Below are 18,216 nucleotides of genomic sequence, written 5' to 3' on the forward strand. Positions count from 1 at the left end.
ATGGTTGTTGTGGTTGTCGCGCGAACCGTCCGGCGCATCCGTGGCCGGCGATCGTCGGTAGCCGGCGTATGCCTGTGCCCCTCGTCGCGTGAATTGCATGGTAGGGCTGCATTTTCGGCCCGCGCGATCCCTGCATACGTATTCATGGCGTGACGAAAACGCGCTTGTCGCGACGCAGCATCCCGTTGCCGCGAAGGCGCGGCGAGGCGGCGGAGAGCGCGCCACGACTGCGTTTGCGCGCTCCATCGCCGCTTCGCGAAAATCGTTTGGACGTCCATTTGATTTGCGCGCATGACGCAGGCGCAGCATCCATGAATACGTATGCAGCACTGTGCGGGGTGCGCACGGCCTGCCACTAAGCTGATCGCCATTCGACGGACGGAGTGGCCAGCTCCGCGTCATGGGGCACAGCCAATGACCAACACACCCTGGTGGCGCGGCGCCGTCATCTACCAGATCTACCCGCGCAGCTTCCTCGACACCAACGGCGACGGCGTGGGCGACCTGCCCGGCATCATCGAGCGCCTCGACTACGTGGCCGGCCTCGGCGTGGACGCGATCTGGGTCGCGCCGTTCTTCCGCTCGCCGATGGCGGATTTCGGCTACGACATCGCAGATTCCTGCGACGTCGACCCGCTGTTCGGCACGCTCGCGGATTTCGACCGCCTGCTGCGCGAAGCGCACGCGCGCGGGCTCAAGGTGATGATCGACCAGGTGCTCAGCCACACCTCGGACGAGCACGCGTGGTTCAAGGAAAGCAAGCAGGGCCGCGACAACGCCAAGGCCGACTGGTACGTGTGGGCCGACGCCAACGAGGACGGCACGCCGCCGAACAACTGGCTGTCGATCTTCGGCGGCGGCGCGTGGCAGTGGGAGCCGCGGCGCGGCCAGTACTACCTGCACAACTTCCTCGCCAGCCAGCCCGACCTCAACTTCCACAACGCGGACGTGCGCGCCGCGGTGCTGGACAACCTGCGCTTCTGGCTGGATCGCGGCGTGGACGGCTTCCGCCTCGATTCCATCAACTTCTGCTTCCACGACGCGCAGCTGCGCGACAACCCGGCCAAGCCGAAGGCGATGCGCACCGGCCGCGGCTTCAGCGCGGACAACCCCTACGCGTTCCAGTACCACTTCCACAACAACACGCAGCCGGAGAACCTCGCGTTCCTCGAAGACCTGCGCGCGTTGATGGATCGCTACCCCGGCATCGCCACGCTGGGCGAAATCTCCTCCGAGGATTCGCTGGCGACGATGGCCGAGTACACCAGCGGCCGGCGCCTGCACATGGGCTACAGCTTCGAGCTGCTCACCAGCGATTTCAGCGCCGCCTACATCCGCGAAACGGTGCGCGCGCTGGAAGCGAAGATGACCGAAGGCTGGCCGTGCTGGGCGATCTCCAACCACGACGTGGAGCGCGTGCTCAGCCGCTGGGGCAAAGGCCGCGCTTCCGCCGCGATGGCGAACCAGCTCACCGCGATGGTCTGCTCGCTGCGCGGTTCGGTGTGCGTCTACCAGGGCGAGGAACTCGGCCTCACCGAGGCCGAACTGCCCTACGAGGCGCTGCGCGATCCCTACGGCATCGCGTTCTGGCCGGAGTTCAAGGGCCGCGACGGCTGCCGCACGCCGATGCCGTGGACGGATGGCGAGCACGCCGGCTTCGGCGCCGCCACGCCGTGGCTGCCGGTGCCGCCCGAGCATCGCGCCTTGAACGTGGCGGCCCAGCAGGCCGACCCCGCCTCCGCGCTCAACGGCTACCGCCGCTTCATGCACTGGCGCCGCGACCAGCCCGCGCTGTGTCGCGGCAGCATCCGCTTCCTCGACACGCCCGAACCGGTGCTGGCCTTCGTGCGCGAACTGGACGGCGAACGCGTGCTGGCGGCGTTCAATCTTTCCGACGAGGCGGTGGAATGCGCGCTGCCGGCCGTCGGCGACCCGCAGCTATTGCAGGGCCACGGCCTCGCGTCCGGCACGCTGGAGGGCGGGCGCCTGCGCCTGCCGGGCCACGGCAGTTTGTTCGCGCGCCTGGCTTGATGCTTCGCCCGTCATCCCGGCGCAGGCCGGAGAATGTACGTAGCCTGATGCTCTGCTCGTCATCCCGGCGCAGGCTGGGGAATGTGCGTGGCTTGATGCTTTGCTCGTCATCCCGGCGAAGGCCGGGATCCAGTGACGGTGTGGCCTGAATGTGGATGATCGTCACTGGACTCCGGCCTGCGCCGGAGTGACGAGCGAAAGCGGCGTGGCGTGCGTGGCCTGATCCCGTCTATCCCTGGAATACCCGAGCCTTGCCGTGCGAACGCCGGTAGCTCTCCGTCACGCGCCCGTAATGCAGTACGCGGGCGATGGTGTAGAGCGTGATGCGGGTGACGTCGAGCACCGGACGCAGGTGGCTGGGGCGCGCGTTCGGCGGATAGCGCGAGGCGATCGGCACCGAGACCACGCCCATGCCCAGCTCGCGCGAGGCGGCGATGAGGATGGCCGCCTCGAACACGAAATCCTGTGCGGGCAGCTCGACCAGATCCAGCGCGGCGCGCGGATACCAGCGCTGCCCGCTCTGCGTGTCGGCCACCGGCTGGCCGCAGCCCCACGAGATGCCCCAGTCGGCGACGGCGTTGGCGCGTCGCCGGCCTTTCGGCTGCTGCGCCTTGTCGAGCAGGCGCGCGGCGATCACCAGCTCGCCGGGATGCGCGGCGGCGGCGGCCACGATGCGCGGGATATCGGCGGCGAGGTGCTGGCCGTCGCCGTCCATCGTCAGCACCGCTTCGTAGCCCTGGCGCAGCGCTTCGCGGAAGCCGTCACGCAGCGCCTGGCCCTTGCCGCGGCGGCGGTCGTGACGCAGCAGGGTGACCGGCAGCGCGGCGAGGATCTCCGGCGTGCGGTCGGTCGAGCCGTCGTCCACCGCGATCACCGGCGCGCCCAGTGCGAGCACGGATTCGACCACGCCGCGGATCGCCGCTTCCTCGTCGAGGCAGGGAATCAGCACGCACCAGCGCGGCAGCATCGCGTTCAAGCGGCCGGCTCGACGGCCACGCGCAGATCCGTCGCGGCGGCGCAGCCGATGCGGCACTCGCCACCGCGCGCGGCGAGCAGCGCGAGCAGGGGCAGTGCGGCGGCGCTCGGGTTGCCGATGGTTTCGCCGGCGAGCGCGGCGGGTGCCGGCGTCGGCGCGGCACGGTCGTCCGCCACGCGCAGCCGCAACCGCGCCAGCGTGTTCGCGCCGGCGGCGGGCGCCAGCAGCAGCGCGCTGCCGAAGGCGCGGTCGCAGCGCGTCATCTCCGCCAGCGGCCCGCGGCCGGCGATGTCGCTGCACGCCAGCAGCACCGGGCGCTGCTCGGCCAGCGCTTGCGTCGCCGCTTCCAGCAAGGCGGCGCCGAAGGTGTGCGCGCCCGCGCACACCGCGCTGGACGGCGCGCGGCAGCCGGTGGCGATGGTCCAGTAGCCGGCCGGCGCGTTGTGCACCGAGTGATGGAAACGCGTGGGCGACAGCTCGGTGGGCGCGCGCGCCAGCGTGGCGCAGATGGCGTCGGTGATCGCCTGATCGCCGTAGGCGGAGGCGAACACGCAGGCCAGCGTGGTCGGGTCGTAGCCGCCCATGGCCAGCGCCTGGCCCGCCACTTCCACCGCGAGACGCACGCTTTCCGGGGCGCGGCGGCGTTCGTTCGCGGGCAGCAGCGCGGCGGCGGGCATGGCGGCGGCGGTGGGCGCTGCGCCGGCGAGCAGGGCGCGCAGCGCGGCGAAGTCGCCGAGCTGCGGCGACCACAGGCCGGTGCCTTCGACGTGCAGATCCAGCGTCGTCATGGCGCGCGTCCGAACACCAGGCAGGCGTTGTTGCCGCCGAAGCCGAAGGAGTTGCTCAGCGCCACGTCCACGCGGCGCTCCTCGCCGTGCCACGCGAACTGTGCGCCGCAGGCGGGATCGGGCGCGGCGGCGCCGACGTTGCCGGGCACGAAGCCGTGCTCGATCGCCTGCAATGCGATGGCCGCCTCCACGATGCCCGCCGCGCCCAGCGTGTGGCCGGTGCTGCCCTTGGTGGAACTTGCGCGCGCGGTCGCGGGGAAGCGGCGCGCCACCAGCGCGGCCTCCATCGCGTCGTTCGCGCGGCTGGCGGTGCCGTGCAGGTTCACGTAATCGACTTGTGCCGCGCCAATGCCGGCACGCGCCAGTGCGGCATCCAGCGCCAGCTCCGCGCCGTGGCCGTCGGGGTGCGGCGAGGACATGTGCCAGGCGTCGCTGGCCTCGCCGTAGCCGAGCAGGCGCGGTGCGCGCGGCGCGGCGTCGATGCGTTCCAGCAGCGCGAAGCCGGCGGCCTCGCCGATCGAGATGCCGTCGCGATCGGCGTCGAACGGGCGGCAGGCGGCGGGCGAGATCAGCTCCAGCGCGTTGAAGCCGAACAGCACGTTGTTGCACAGGCTGTCCACGCCGCCGACCACCGCCGCGTCGGCCAGCCCCAGCGCGAGCAGGCGCGCGGCGCTGGCGAACACCTTGGCACTGGACGAGCAGGCGGTGGAGACCGTGAGGCACGGCCCTTCCAGCGCCAGCGCGGCGGCGGCGAAGGCGCCCAGCGAATCCGGCGTGTGCAGCGCGGGCCGGCGCAGGTCGGCGGGGAAGCGGCCTGCATCGTCGAGGCGGCGATACGCCTCCTCGGTGGCGCCGATGCTGGCGGTGGAAGTGCCCAGCAGCAGCGCCACGCGGCGCGCGCCGTAGCGTTCGCGCGCGGCGCGCACGCGGTCGAGGAAACCGTCCTGCTGCAGGCCCAGCCAGGCGAGGCGGTTGTTGCGGCAGTCCCAGTCGGCCAGCGCGGCGGGCAGGGCGACGGATTCCACGCCGTCGACGCGGCCGATCCAGCCCAGTCGGGGCGCGTTGCCGAAATCGTTCGGGCGCAGCCCGCTGCGCTCGTGCGCCAGCGCGTCGCGCTGCGCCGCCAGCCCGCGGCCGAGCGCGGAAGTGACGGTGCAGGCGCTGACCGCGAGCGGGGTCATCGGTGTCGTCATCGCTCCAGCCTAGCGAGCGGCCTGCGCCCTGCCTAGCACGCGCGAGGGCGTGCGTTCAGCTGGAGCCTGCCTGATCCAGTGCAGGATCGCGCGACGCCGCGCCGCAGCGGCGGCGAAGTCCGCTCTTGCTAAGCTCGCACCGATATCCACGGAGTCCCCGCGATGAGCGAACAAGCCGACCGCGCCGAAACCTTCCTGCGCGACTTGCAGAACCGCATCTGTGACGCGCTCGAACAACTGGACGGCTCCGCGCGTTTCGTCGAGGACGCCTGGACGCGCGCCGCGGGCGGCGGCGGGCGCACCCGCGTGCTGCAGGGCGGCGCGCTGTTCGAGCAGGCCGGCGTGAACTTCTCGCGCGTCAGCGGCAACCAGTTGCCGCCCAGCGCCACCGCGCACCGGCCGGAGCTCGCCGGCGGCAGCTTCGTCGCCACCGGCGTGTCGCTGGTGCTGCATCCGAACAACCCCTACGTGCCCACCACGCACGCCAACGTGCGCTACTTCGAGGCCAGCAAGCCGGGCGTGGAACCGGTGTGGTGGTTCGGCGGCGGCTTCGACCTCACGCCGTTCTATCCCTTCGACGAGGACGTGGCGCACTGGCACACGGTGGCGCGCGAGCTGTGCGCACCGTTCGGCATGGACGTCTATCCGCGCTTCAAGCAGTGGTGCGACGAGTACTTCACGCTCAAGCACCGCGGCGAGACGCGCGGCGTGGGTGGCCTGTTCTACGACGACCTCAACGAGGGCGGCTTCGAGCGCTGCCTCGATTTCACCCGCGCCGTGGGCCAGGGTTTCCTCGACGCCTACCTGCCGATCGCCGCGCGCCGCCGCGACACGCCGTACGGCGAGCGCGAGCGCGAATTCCAGCTCTACCGCCGCGGTCGCTACGTGGAATTCAACCTGGTCTACGACCGCGGCACGCTGTTCGGCCTGCAATCCGGCGGGCGCACCGAATCCATCCTGATGAGCCTGCCGCCGCGCGTGCGCTTCGAGTACGCCTACCAGCCGGAGCCCGGTTCGCCCGAGGCGCGGCTGGCCGACTACCTCAGGCCGCGCGACTGGGTGTAGCCGCGCGGCTAGCGGTGCGGGTTACGGCGCGGCGCCGCCGAACTTCTCCACCGTGGCGCCCTTCACCGGGCCGATCTGCGCGCTGTCGCTGACCTTGAGCACCACCTCGCGGCGGAATTCCAGCGTGCCCTGCACCACGGCGTGCGGGCCGATCACGATCGTCGGCTTGTGGTCGCTGCCGAAGTGGAACCAGCCGTTGTTCGGCTTGTCGACCAGGATGCCGCCCTCGACGTGCGAGCCGGCGCCCACGGTGATGTCGCCGGCCACGGTTTCGAGGCCGCCGGCGACGTGGGCGGCGTCGAGCTCGATGGCGCCGTTGACGTTGGAGAGATGGCCTTCCACCTGCGCGCCCTGGGCCAGGCTGATGGCGCCGTTCACCGCCTCGACCTTGCCGTCGACCTGGCTGCCGGCGGCGAGCCGGATGCTGCCGTTGACCGTGCCCAGCTTGCCGGCATGGGCCTGCGCGCCGAGATCCACCGTGCCGTTGACCGTGCTGGCTTCCTGCACCACGGCGCGGTCGCCGACGCGCACGTCGCCGTTCACCGAGCTGACGTCGCCGGCATGCTGGCCGGCGTCCACGGTCACGCTGCCGTTGACCTTGCTGATGTCGCCGTCCGTGGCGGCGGCCGCCAGCGGCAGCAGCAGGACGAGTGAAATGAGGATGCGGCGCATGGGAGGTACTCCGTTCGTGGGATGACAGCACTGGGATGCATCCGGCGCGCGAATGGTTGGCGTGACCTTCGGCATGGTGGCACCATGCCGGACTTCCCCATCGAGTGCCCGACGCCATGCACAAGCTCGTCCTGATCCGCCACGGCCAATCGCAGTGGAACCTCGACAACCGTTTCAGCGGCTGGGCCGACGTGGATCTCACCGCGCTGGGCGAGCAGGAGGCGCGCGAGGCGGGCGAGCTGCTGAAGCGCGAGGGCTACGCGTTCGACGTGGCGCACACCTCGGTGCTCCGGCGCGCGGTGCACACGCTGTGGGGCGTGCTCGACGCGATGGAGATGAGCTGGCTGCCGGTGCACACCGACTGGCGCCTCAACGAGCGCCACTACGGCGCGCTCACCGGCCTCAACAAGGCCGAGACGGCGGCGAAGTACGGCGACGAGCAGGTGAAGGTGTGGCGCCGCAGCTACGACATCCCGCCGCCGCCGCTGGAGCGCGGCGAGAACGAGGCGGTGCACGACCCGCGCTATGCCGCGCTGAAGCCCGACCAGATCCCCGACACCGAATGCCTGAAGGACACCGTGGCGCGTGTGCTGCCGTACTGGCACGAGGTGCTGGCGCCGGCGATCAAGGCCGGCCGGCGCGTGGTGGTGGCCGCGCACGGCAACTCGCTGCGCGCGCTGGTGAAATACCTCGACGGCATCTCCGACGCCGACATCGTGGAGATGAACATCCCCAACGGCGTGCCGCTGGTGTACGAGTTCGACGCCGACCTCAAGCCGCTGAAGCGCTACTACCTGGGCGATGCCGCGGCGATCGAGGCGAAGATGGCCGCCGTGGCGAACCAGGGCAAGGCGAAGTAAATCCTTCGACGCGCATGGCGGGTGCCATGTGCGATGCCTGCGCCGCTGTGGTGCGCGGCGGAGCTCCTCCCTCTCCCCTTTGGGGCGAGAGGCGGGTGCTTGCGATGGTTTTCTTTTGGCTGACTCTGTTGCTCTTGCGCTGTTGCCAGTGACAAGGCGGTTTCGTCCACCTGCCGGTGGCCGAGTTCCTTTCTCTTTGCGTGCCCAAAGAGAAAGGAATCAAAGAGAAAGGGCACCCCGCGGAGGCGCTCTCCGGGCCTCCTGCCCTGCGAGTCCGTGAGGCGTGGCCGGGCTTTTCGGCCGGACTCCTGTCCGGTCGAAAAGCCCGGCCACGCCTCACCGCCACCGAGGGGCCCCGGTAAAGCAGCGCGCTCCCAGCACGCAGAAGCCACGGCCAGAGCAAAGCCAAACCCAAGCGAGGCGAGGCGCCAAATAGCTCTGCTCGTCATTCCGGCGAAGGCCGGAATCCAGTGACGGTACGGCTCGTACAAGCATGATCGCTACTGGATCCCGGCCTGCGCCGGGATGACGGGCAAAAAGTAGCGCGAGGCGTTACAGGTTCAATCCTCAATGTCCAGATACGGTGCGGAGTGGCCGCTGCGAAGTTCGTTGCCGGAAGTAGTTCCAACGTCCTCCTCTTTGTTCTTCGGGCCGCGCCACCGCCCCTGCGATGGCGTGAGCCAGCAAAGATGAAGTGGCTCGGGCGCCGGCAGGTGTACGAAACCTGCCTTGTTCCTTCAAGGCGCCACGCTGAAGTCGATCTCCAGCGGGTACGGTGCCGGCGCGGCCGGCGGCGCCGGCAGGGTCAGGCCGGCGAAATGTGCGGCCATGCAACTGGCCACCGCCGTGTCCGGCTGCGCCGCAATGCGCTGCGGCTTGCCGTGCGCGTCCACGTCCAGCACCAGGGTGAACGGCGACTTGTCGTTCCTGGAAATGGCCAGACAACCCTTGTAGGCAGCTGCGGTGGAACCGTCGATCTGTCCCCACAATTTCTTCTGGTAGGCCGGCCCGGTGGCGGCGGCCTCGGCCATCTTCGCCGCATGCACGCGCGCGTCGAAATCGCCGTTGCCGGCGGTGGCCGGGGCGGCGCCCAGCAGCAGGGCGAGAGCTAGTACAGCGGACATGCGTGGCTCCAGGGCGGGGTGCCGGAACATTGTTCCATGTCCGGCACGGATCGTGGCGGCGCGCAGGTTCAGAGGCCGGCGCCGGCGGCGTGCCGGCGCAGCCACTCGGCGACCTGCGCGGCCGGCAGCGGCGCGGCGATGTGGTAGCCCTGCACCTCGTCGCAATCCATGTCGCGCACGGTGGCGAGCACGCCTTCGGTTTCCACGCCTTCCATCACCACGCGGAAGCCGAGGTCGTGGCCCAGCGCCACCATGGCGCGCACCAGCGCGGCGTCGTACCAGCGGGCGTCGATGCCGCGCACCAGCGACTGGTCGATCTTCAGGCAGTTGGCCGGCATGCGGCGCAGCGCTTCGAGGTTGCTGTAGCCGACGCCGAAGTCGTCGATGGCGATGCCCACGCCGGCTTCGCGCAGCCCGACCAGCGCGTCGCGGGTGAGCTCGTTGTGGTGGATCGCGCTGTTCTCGGTGAACTCCAGTTCCAGCCGGTTGAGCGGCACGCCGTGGCGCTGCGCCGCTGCGGCGAGGCGCGGCTGCAGCAGGTTGTCGAGGTCGATGCTGGAGACGTTGAGCGACAGCCGCACGTCCAGCCCGTCGCGCCGCCACTCGGCCAGCTGCGCCAGGCCGTGGTCGAACACCCAGTCGGTCAGCGTGCGCATCAGGCCGGCCTGCTCGGCCAGCGGCACGAAGGTGGCGGGCGAGATCGCGCCCAGCGTGGGGTGGTGCCAGCGCGCCAGCGCTTCCAGCGTCGCGCACTGGCCGCTGTGCAGTTCCACGCGCGGCTGGTAGTACAGCTCCAGCTCGGTGCGCTCGGACAACGCGGTCGCCAGCTCGGTGACCAGGAAGAATTCCTGCCGCTGGCGCTCGTCGTCGCTGCGGTTGTACACGGCCCAGCCGCTGGGCGTGCCCATGGCGATCCACGAGGCGCTCATCACCCGCCGCAACGGGTCGCCGCCGCGCAGCTCGTGCGCCTCGACCTCCAGCAGGCCCACGCCGGGTTGCAGGCAAAGCTCGATGCCGAGGCAGTGCACGGGCTCGCGCAGCGCGGCGACCAGCGCGTCCAGTTGCGCCGGCGACGGCACGCCGTGGCCGTCCGGCATCAGCACCGCCAGCCGGCTCGGCGCCACCATGTAGAGCTGCATGCCCGGCGTCGCCCATGCCTGCACGCGCTCGGCCGTGGCGCGCACCAGCGCGTCGGCGTAGGCATGGCCCATCGCGCGGATGAAGGCGCTGAAGCGCGCCACCGGCGCGATCTCTATCGCCGCCAGCCAGGCGGTGCCGGTGCCGTGCGCCAGTTGCGCGGCGAGGTCGGCGAAGAACGCGTTGCGATGGGGCAGCTGCGTCAGCGGGTCGATGCGGTTGAGGTAGCTGCGCAGCGCCGCGCCGGTGCCGGCCAGCGCCGCGGCGTCGCGCAGCGCGGCCTGCTCGCCGGCGTCCAGGGCGAGGCGCGGCTTGCGGTCGATGGTGAACAGGGTGCCCAGCTTCTGGCCGTCCAGGCCGAACACCGGCTCGCAGGCGAAGAAGCCGACCGTGGCATGCGCGGGGTCGGCGCCGGCGGGCAGGAAACGGACGTCCGCGCGGGCGTCGTTCACCACTTCGGCCATGCCGTGGCGCGCTATGTCGCGGCAGGTGGAGAGCAGGGTGTCGTCCAGCGGCAGCGCGTCGGGCAGGCCGGGCGGCGCGTACCAGAACGCGCTGCCGTCGCTCAGCAGCAGGGCCACCAGCGGCACGCCCAGGGCGTGCGCCGCCAGCCGCGCCACGGCCTCGAAGCCGGGCAGGGCATGGTGTTCGGCCGCTTCCGCATTGGCCGCTGCCCGCCCGTCGCCGGCTTGCCCGCCTGGGGGCGAGCCCTTCGAATCACCCATCGTCGCGTCCCCCTGCGTGGCCGCATGGTGCCCGCCCCGCAGGCTACTGCCGCGGCGGGGTGCCGATCAATCGACGCGATGCGGCAGCGCCAGGTAGGCCTCGCTCTGCATCTCGATCAGGCGCGATTCGGTGCGGCCGAATTCGGCGCGGTGGCGCTCGCCGTCGTACAGCTCGGTGATCGGCGCGGCGGCGGAGAGGATCAGCTTGACGTGGCGGTCGTAGAACTCGTCGACCAGCTGCACGAAGCGCTTGGCGGCGTCCTCGCTATAGGCGTTGAACTGCGGCACGTCGGAAACGATCACCGCGGGGCCGGCCTTGGCCAGTGCGATGTAGTCGGCCACCGCGCGCGGGCCTTCGCACAGCGCGGCAAAGTCGAACCACAGGATGTTGTCGGCGCGCTTGCGCAGCGGGATGGCGCGGCCGTTCACCTCCAGCGTGCCGCCCTCGACGGTTTCGCCCTGGGCGTGGTCGCGGAACAGGCGCTCCATCGCGCGCTGCGCCTCCATGCCGGGCGGCGTGTAGTACACCGCCGCCTGGGTGAGCGCGCGCAGGCGCCAGTCGCGCGAGGAGGCCATCTCGACCACGCGGCAATGCCGTTCCAGCAAGGCGATGGCGGGCAGGAAGCGCGCGCGCTGCAGGCCGTCCCGGTAGAGATTTTCCGGCGCGGTGTTGGAGGTGGTGACCAGCGCCACGTTGCGTTCGAACAGGCATTCCAGCAGCCGCGCGAGGATCATCGCGTCGCCGATGTCGCTGACCAGGAACTCGTCCAGGCACAGCACGCGGCAGCGCGCGGCGAGGCCGGCGGCCACCTCGGCCAGCGGATCCTGCCGCTCACCCAGCTCGCGCAGGCGCTCGTGCACCTCCTGCATGAAGCGGTGGAAATGCCGGCGCAGCACCGTGCCGCGTGGCAGGCTGGCGGCGAACAGATCCATCAGGAAGGTCTTGCCGCGCCCGACCGTGCCCCACAGGTACAGGCCCTGCGGCGCAGGCACGGGCTCGCTGGCGAGCAGCGACTTCAGGCGGCCGAACAGGCCGTTGTCGCGCGGCGCGGCGGCGCACAGCGCGGCGTGCAGGCGGTCGAACTCGGGCAGCACCGCGAGCTGGGCGGGATCGGCCTCCCAGCGGTGCGCGGCCGCGCCTTCCTGGTAGCGCACGCTGGGTGCGGGCGAGAGGGTTTCGCTCATGGGGGAATCAACCGCGCGGCGGCGGCAGCCAGTCGGCGACGGCGTGCTTCACCGCGCCGCGCAGATCCATCAGCCGGCGATGGAAGAAGTGGCCCGTCTCGGGCATGCGGATCAGCTCCGGCGGCTTGTCCATCGCGGCGATCCAGTCGAACACCGCCTGCGGCTCCACCACCTCGTCGGCCTCGCCCATCACCACCAGCCACGGGCAGGCGGGCAGGGCGTCGTCCATCGTCCAGCGGCCCACCGGCGGCGCGATGCTGACCAGCGCATCGGCCTGCAGCTTCACCGCGCTGCGGATGGTGACGTAGCTGCCGAAGGAGAAGCCGGCCAGCCACAGCGCATCGTGCGGTCGCACGTCGCGCAGCCACGCCACCACGGCGGCGAGGTCGTCGCTTTCGCCGATGCCGTCGTCGTAGCTGCCTTCCGACGCGCCGGTGCCGCGGAAGTTGAAGCGCACGGTGTCCAGCCCCGACTCGCGCAGCGCACGCTCCACCATCGTCACCACCTTGTTGTGCATGGTGCCGCCCTGCACGGGGTTGGGATGGCAGATCACGGCCACGCCGCGGCGTGCCTCGGCGGGCACGGCGACGTCGCTGGCGCATTCCAGCGCGCCGGCCGGGCCGGCGAGGGTGAAGGCGGTGGGTTCGGCGGGGAAGGAGGCGGGATTCATGGGGCTTAGTGTAGCGAAGGTGTTTGGGGGGCTTTCGCAAGGTGGCCCCTCACCCCAACCCTCTCCCCGGAGGGGAGAGGGAGCGAACGAAAACGCCGCCCCTTCCGGGGCGGCGTTTGCTTTGACTTGATTTGAAGCGCTGCTTACTTGGCCTGGTTGACGATCCAGGTCACCGCGGCCTTCACCTGCGCATCGGTGAGCGCCGGGTTGCCGCCCTTGGGCGGCATGAAGTTGCCGTCGGGGCCGTGGTAGCCGTCGGTGGCGTGCTTGATCAGGGTGTCCAGGCCTTCGGCGATGCGCGGCGCCCACATGGCCTTGTCGCCGACCTTGGGCGCGCCGGCGACGCCGGCGGTGTGGCAGCTGGTGCACAGGTTGTCGAAGATGGTCTTGCCGTCGGTGGTGCCGCCGTAGGCGACCTGCGAGGCGGCGGCCTTGGCGGCGGCGTCGGCGGCGGCCTGCATGGCGGCGCGGCCGGTGTTGCCGGCGTACACCGCGCCGGCGGGCGCGAGCCGCGCGGCGACCTGCGCCTGCGCGTTCGGATCGGCGTCCTTGGGTTCGTGGTTGTAGATCGCCAGGGCGGTCAGGATCAACACCACGGTCAGCACCAGCAGCCCGCTGATCAGCTTGGCGAACTGGTGCAGGAAGCTCCGGTCGGAATCGTTCATGGAACCGCTCACGTAGGTACTCCAGGTCGGTGGATCGTGCGGAAGGCCCCTGTGGCGCCCGGCCAGCCCGTGGCAGCCGTGCACCCGCAGCCGCCGCGACCGCGATGCGGCGGGCGACTGCAAGGCCCGGAGTATAGACGAAGCCGCCGGCAAGATTCCGGTGGGCGGAAGCGGCGTTCCGTCGCGCCGGAACTAAAGAGGGGGCGGCGCCGTCTTTCGATCGGAGCCCCGTGCCGATCCATGGCGGGCGACATCTGCAAGGCGGCTGCAACCCCTTTACACACCTTTACAGTAACCACGTGCCATCGGTCATGCCCCACCCCTGACAATCGGCATTGTTGCAGTGCGCTGCGCTGCTCCTATGCTTGGTCACCATTGGCCGGTTCCCCACCCCGCTCCGGCAGCACCGCATCCACTTCGGGAGTTTCTGCATGTCGCGTTTTTGGAAGATCGCGCTGATCGTCGTCGCGGTGGTCGTGCTGGCCATCGTCGCCGTGCGCCTGTTGCACAAGCCGGCCGGCGCGGGCGGGCCCGGCGGGATGGGCGGGGACAAGGACAAGGCGCCGGTGCCGGTCACCGTGGTGCCGGTGGCGAAGCAGAACGTGCCGGTCTACCTCACCGCGCTGGGCACGGTGCAGGCGCTCAACACCATCACGGTGAGCCCGCAGGTGGGCGGCCAGCTGGTCAAGCTCGACTTCATCGAGGGCGACCAGGTGAAGAAGGGCCAGGTGCTCGCCGAGATCGATCCGCGCACCTACCAGGCCAGCTACGACCAGGCGGTGAGCAAGCGCAACCAGGACGAGTCGCTGCTGGCCACCGCGCGCAGCAACTACGAGCGCTCGAAGGATCCGAAGTACAGCCAGTACGTCGCGAAGATCGACCTGATCACCCAGCACAACACCGTGGTGCAGTACGAGGCGGCGGTGGCGGCGGACGATGCCGCGATCCGCGACGCCAAGGTGCAGCTCGACTACACCAAGGTCATCTCGCCGATCGACGGCGTGGCCGGCATCCGCGGCGTGGATCCCGGCAACGTGGTGACCACCAGCAGCAACATCGTCACGCTGACCCAGCTGCACCCGATCAACGTGATGTTCAACCTGCCCGAGCAGAACCTGGACATGGTGCGCAAGGCGCAGCAGGCCGCGCCGCTGCAGGTGGCCGCGCTCGACCGCACCGACGCGCATCCGGTGGCCAACGGCGGCGTGCTCAAGGTGATCGACAACCAGATCGATTCCTCCACCGGCACGTTCCGCCTGAAGTCGGAGTTCGCGAACGCGGACAACGCGCTGTGGCCGGGCCAGTTCGTCAACGTGCGCCTGCAGGTGCGCACCGACGACGGCGCGCTGGTGATCCCGTCCGAGGCGGTGCAGCGCGGCCCCGACGGCGACTACGTCTACCAGGTGCAGGGCGACGACACGGTCAAGATGCAGCCGGTGGTCGTGGCCGGCGAGGTGGGCGACAGCCACGTGATGATCGGCAGCGGCCTCAAGGTGGGCGACCAGGTGGTCACCGAAGGCCAGTTCCGCCTGAAGCCCGGCAGCAAGGTCAACCCGCTCAAGCCGGGCGAGGTGCCGCCGGCGCCCAGCGACGCGGAATTGCAGAAGGCCAAGAAGGCAGGCAACAAGGGCGGCGGTCGCCACGGCCGTTGATATCCGACAACTGAAGCCCGCCGCCGCGGCGGCGGGCGATACAGATCATGGCTTCGCGGCGACCGCGCGTCCCCGCGAATCAGGACGCCACCCAGACAGCAGCACGGACACCCATGGGATTCTCGACGCTCTTCATCCGCCGCCCGATCGCCACCTCGCTGCTGATGGTGGCGATCCTGCTGCTCGGCATCCTGGGCTACCGCCAGCTGCCAGTGTCGGCGCTGCCCGAGATCGAGGCGCCCAGCCTGGTGGTGACCACGCAGTATCCGGGCGCCAGCGCCAACACCATGGCGGTGCTGGTCACCACGCCGCTGGAACGCCAGCTGGGGCAGATCTCCGGCCTCACCATGATGAGCTCGGACTCCTCCGCGGGGCTGTCCACCATCGTGCTGCAGTTCGCCATGAACCGCGACATCGACGTGGCCGCGCAGGACGTGCAGTCCGCGATCAACCAGGCGCGCGGCGTGCTGCCCAGCAACCTGCCGTACCCGCCGATCTACAACCGGGTGAACCCGGCCGACGCGCCCATCCTCACCCTGTCGCTGCAGTCGGACAGCCGCCCGCTGCGCTACGTCAACGACCTGGCCGACTCCATCCTCGCGCAGAAGCTGTCGCAGGTGCCGGGCGTGGGCCTGGTCTCGATCGCCGGCAACGTGCGCCCCGCGGTGCGCGTGCAGGTGAACCCGGCGCAGCTGTCCAACCTCGGCCTCACGCTGGAAGACGTGCGCAGCGCGCTCACCCAGGCCAACGTCAACGCGCCCAAGGGCACGCTGAACGGCAAGACGCAGAGCTACTCGATCGGTACCAACGACCAGCTCAGCGACGCCGCCGACTACAAGAACACCATCATCAGCTACAAGAACAACGCGCCGGTGAAGCTCTCCGACGTGGCCGACGTGGTCGACGGCGTGGAGAACGACCAGCTCGCCGCGTGGGCCAACGGCAAGCCCGCGGTGCTGCTGGACATCCGCCGCCAGCCCGGCGCGAACATCGTGGAGACGGTGAAGCAGATCCGCACGATCCTGCCCGAGCTGCGCGCGGTGCTGCCGGCCGACGTGCATCTCAAGGTGTTCGCCGACCGCACCATCACCATCCGCGCCTCGGTGGAGGACGTGCAGTTCACCCTGCTGCTGACCATCTTCCTGGTGGTGGCGGTGATCTTCGTGTTCCTGCGCCGGCTGTGGGCCACGGTGATCCCGTCGGTGGCGGTGCCGCTGTCGCTGCTCGGCACGTTCGGCGTGATGAGCTTCACCAGCATGTCGCTGGACAACCTCTCGCTGATGGCGCTGACCGTGGCCACCGGCTTCGTGGTGGACGACGCGATCGTGATGATCGAGAACATCGTGCGCTACATCGAGCAGGGCAAGAGCGGCAAGGAGGCGGCCGAGCTGGGCGCGAAGGAGATCGGCTTCACCGTGCTGTCGCTGACCGTGTCGCTGATCGCGGTGTTCCTGCCGCTGCTGCTGATGCCCGGCGTCACCGGCCGCCTGTTCCACGAGTTCGCCTGGGTGCTGACCATCGCGGTGGCGATCTCGATGCTGGTGTCGCTGACCCTGACGCCGATGATGTGCGCCTACCTGCTGCGCCCCGACCAGCTGCCCGAGGGCGAGGACGCGCACGAGCGCCACCTCGCCGCCGGCAGGCACACCATGTGGTCGCGCATCGTGGGCGTGTACGAGCGTTCGCTGGACTGGGTGTTCGACCACCAGAAACTGATGATCCTGGTGGCCGCGGCCACGGTGGCGGTCACCGTGTTCCTCTACATCGCGATCCCCAAGGGCCTGCTGCCCGAGCAGGACACCGGCATGATCACCGGCGTGGTGGAGGCCGACCAGAACGTGGCGTTCCCCGCGATGGAGCAGCGCACCCAGGCGGTGGCCAACGCGCTGCGCAAGGATCCCGCCGTGGCCGGCGTGGCCGCCTTCATCGGCGCCGGCACCATCAACCCCACGCTCAACCAGGGCCAGCTCTCCATCGTGCTGAAGGATCGCGGCCAGCGCGACGGGCTGGACAAGATCCTGCCGCGCCTGCAGAACGCGGTGGCCGGCATCCCCGGCGTGGCGCTGTACCTCAAGCCGGTGCAGGACGTGACGCTGGACAGCACGGTGTCCGCCACCGAGTACCAGTACGCGCTGTCCGACACCGAATCGTCGGAGCTGGCGAAGTACGCCACCGCGATGACCCAGGCGCTGCGCCAGCGGCCGGAGCTGTCCGAGGTGAGCAGCAACCTCGCCGACCAGGGCAACTCGCTCAAGCTCACCATCGACCGCGACAAGGCCAGCCGCCTCGGCGTGCCGGTGCAGACCATCGACGACACGCTGTACGACGCGTTCGGCCAGCGCCAGATCTCCACCATCTTCACCCAGCTCAACCAGTACCGCGTGGTGCTGGAGGTGGCGCCGAGGTTCCGCACCACCACCGGGTTGCTCGATCAGCTCACCGTGCGCGGCAACGGCAACGGCGCGCTCACCGGCAGCAACGCCACCAGCTTCGGCCAGCTCACGTCGAGCAACTCGGCCACGCCGTCCGGCATCGGCAACGGCGGCAACGTGGGCTTCACCATCGGCGCGGGCGGCAGCATCCCGCTGTCCTCGCTGGTCAGCGCCCAGACCACCAGCGCGCCGCTGGTGATCAGCCACCAGCAGCAGTTGCCGGCGGTGACGCTGTCGTTCAACGTGGCGCCGGGCTACTCGCTGTCCGACGCGGTGACGGCGATCCATGCGGTCGAGGCGCAGCTGAAATTCCCGCCCACGCTGCGCGGCGAGTTCATCGGCAAGGCGGCGGAGTTCTCCAACAGCCTGGGCGACGAAGTGCTGCTGCTGCTCGCCGCGATCGTGGTGATCTACATCGTGCTGGGCGTGCTGTACGAGAGCTACATCCACCCGCTGACAATCATCTCCACCCTGCCGCCGGCCGGTGTGGGCGCGCTGCTGGCGCTGATCCTGTTCGGCATGGATCTGTCGGTGGACGGCATCGTGGGCATCGTGCTCTTGATCGGCATCGTGAAGAAGAACGCGATCATGATGATCGACTTCGCGATCGAGGCGCAGCGCACCGGCATGGGCGCGCGCGAGGCGATCCGCCGCGCCTGCCTGCTGCGCTTCCGCCCGATCATGATGACCACCGCCGCCGCCATGCTGGGCGCGCTGCCGCTGGCGCTGGGCAACGGCATCGGCGCGGAACTGCGCCGCCCGCTGGGCGTCTCCATTGTCGGCGGCCTGCTGCTGTCGCAGCTGGTGACGCTGTACACCACGCCGGTGATCTACCTGTACATGGAGCGTTTCCAGGACTGGCTGCGCGAACGCCGCGAGCGTCGCGCGCTGGCCCACGCGCAGGCCGGCGGCGCGGCGCATTGACGGGCGCCGCACGACGGCATTGCCATTCCGCGCGGCGAAACGTCCACCGTTTCGCCGCGCGCACGTTGTGCAACACATGAACCACAGCCATTCCACATCGGGCCACGGGTGCCGGGC

Annotated in this window: 14 protein-coding genes; 5 read left to right on the forward strand and 9 right to left on the reverse strand. The window is 70.2% G+C overall.

Annotation, left to right across the window (positions count from 1 at the left end; genetic code table 11):
* Positions 1-414 precede the first annotated feature (414 nt).
* Positions 415-2,031, forward strand: coding sequence for an alpha-glucosidase family protein (locus ACZ5Z2_RS00600; RefSeq protein WP_464760046.1), 1,617 nt, complete (start codon positions 415-417; stop codon positions 2,029-2,031).
* Between the two features lie 229 nt (positions 2,032-2,260).
* Here ACZ5Z2_RS00600 and ACZ5Z2_RS00605 read toward each other — a convergent pair whose 3' ends face one another.
* Genes ACZ5Z2_RS00605 through ACZ5Z2_RS00615 form a run of 3 tightly spaced genes read right to left on the reverse strand, consistent with a single transcriptional unit; the run spans position 2,261 to position 4,976 of the window.
* Positions 2,261-2,998, reverse strand: coding sequence for a glycosyltransferase family 2 protein (locus ACZ5Z2_RS00605; RefSeq protein WP_464761633.1), 738 nt, complete (start codon positions 2,996-2,998; stop codon positions 2,261-2,263).
* A gap of 5 nt (positions 2,999-3,003) precedes the next feature.
* On the reverse strand, positions 3,004-3,795 hold the full coding sequence (locus tag ACZ5Z2_RS00610; RefSeq protein ID WP_464760047.1) for a beta-ketoacyl synthase chain length factor: 792 nt from the start codon (positions 3,793-3,795) through the stop codon (positions 3,004-3,006).
* On the reverse strand, positions 3,792-4,976 hold the full coding sequence (locus ACZ5Z2_RS00615) for a beta-ketoacyl-ACP synthase (protein WP_464760048.1): 1,185 nt from the start codon (positions 4,974-4,976) through the stop codon (positions 3,792-3,794). The genes ACZ5Z2_RS00610 and ACZ5Z2_RS00615 overlap by 4 nt, the downstream gene beginning before the upstream one ends.
* 174 nt (positions 4,977-5,150) lie before the next feature.
* Here ACZ5Z2_RS00615 and hemF point away from each other — a divergent pair, with 174 nt between their 5' ends.
* Positions 5,151-6,053: an oxygen-dependent coproporphyrinogen oxidase gene (gene hemF / locus ACZ5Z2_RS00620; RefSeq protein ID WP_464760049.1), complete on the forward strand. Its 903-nt coding sequence runs from the start codon at positions 5,151-5,153 to the stop codon at positions 6,051-6,053.
* A 21-nt stretch (positions 6,054-6,074) separates the two neighbouring features.
* Here hemF and ACZ5Z2_RS00625 read toward each other — a convergent pair whose 3' ends face one another.
* Positions 6,075-6,725, reverse strand: coding sequence for a DUF4097 family beta strand repeat-containing protein (locus ACZ5Z2_RS00625; protein ID WP_464760050.1), 651 nt, complete (start codon positions 6,723-6,725; stop codon positions 6,075-6,077).
* A gap of 116 nt (positions 6,726-6,841) precedes the next feature.
* On the opposite strand from ACZ5Z2_RS00625, the gene gpmA reads away from it, so the two are divergent.
* Positions 6,842-7,585, forward strand: coding sequence for a 2,3-diphosphoglycerate-dependent phosphoglycerate mutase (gene gpmA, locus ACZ5Z2_RS00630; RefSeq protein ID WP_464760051.1), 744 nt, complete (start codon positions 6,842-6,844; stop codon positions 7,583-7,585).
* 737 nt (positions 7,586-8,322) lie between these two features.
* Here gpmA and ACZ5Z2_RS00635 read toward each other — a convergent pair.
* The 5 genes from ACZ5Z2_RS00635 to ACZ5Z2_RS00655 all read right to left on the reverse strand — a co-directional run bounded on the left by ACZ5Z2_RS00635 (position 8,323) and on the right by ACZ5Z2_RS00655 (position 13,091).
* On the reverse strand, positions 8,323-8,709 hold the full coding sequence (locus ACZ5Z2_RS00635; RefSeq protein WP_464760052.1) for a peptidase C13: 387 nt from the start codon (positions 8,707-8,709) through the stop codon (positions 8,323-8,325).
* 68 nt (positions 8,710-8,777) lie between these two features.
* Positions 8,778-10,571, reverse strand: a complete 1,794-nt coding sequence (locus ACZ5Z2_RS00640; RefSeq protein ID WP_464760053.1) for a sensor domain-containing phosphodiesterase — start codon at positions 10,569-10,571, stop codon at positions 8,778-8,780.
* Between the two features lie 66 nt (positions 10,572-10,637).
* The gene (gene zapE / locus ACZ5Z2_RS00645; RefSeq protein ID WP_464760054.1) at positions 10,638-11,756 is read right to left on the reverse strand and encodes a cell division protein ZapE; all 1,119 of its coding nucleotides are present in this window, start codon (positions 11,754-11,756) and stop codon (positions 10,638-10,640) included.
* 7 nt (positions 11,757-11,763) lie between these two features.
* Entirely contained in the window at positions 11,764-12,426 is a 663-nt protein-coding gene (locus ACZ5Z2_RS00650) for an alpha/beta hydrolase (protein WP_464760055.1), read from the reverse strand.
* Positions 12,427-12,569: 143 nt separating this feature from the next.
* Complete coding sequence (locus tag ACZ5Z2_RS00655) at positions 12,570-13,091, reverse strand: c-type cytochrome (RefSeq protein WP_464760056.1); 522 nt, start codon at positions 13,089-13,091, stop codon at positions 12,570-12,572.
* A 431-nt stretch (positions 13,092-13,522) separates the two neighbouring features.
* Between ACZ5Z2_RS00655 and ACZ5Z2_RS00660 the strand changes: the two genes are divergently transcribed.
* Together ACZ5Z2_RS00660 and ACZ5Z2_RS00665 are read left to right on the forward strand one after the other, a co-directional pair.
* Positions 13,523-14,743 carry an efflux RND transporter periplasmic adaptor subunit gene (locus ACZ5Z2_RS00660; protein ID WP_464760057.1) on the forward strand — a complete coding sequence of 407 codons (1,221 nt, stop codon included), beginning with the start codon at positions 13,523-13,525 and terminating at the stop codon, positions 14,741-14,743.
* A 113-nt stretch (positions 14,744-14,856) separates the two neighbouring features.
* The gene (locus tag ACZ5Z2_RS00665) at positions 14,857-18,099 is read left to right on the forward strand and encodes an efflux RND transporter permease subunit (protein WP_464760058.1); all 3,243 of its coding nucleotides are present in this window, start codon (positions 14,857-14,859) and stop codon (positions 18,097-18,099) included.
* The last annotated feature ends 117 nt before the right edge of the window (positions 18,100-18,216 follow it).

Source organism: Rhodanobacter sp. G1 (assembly GCF_055397855.1).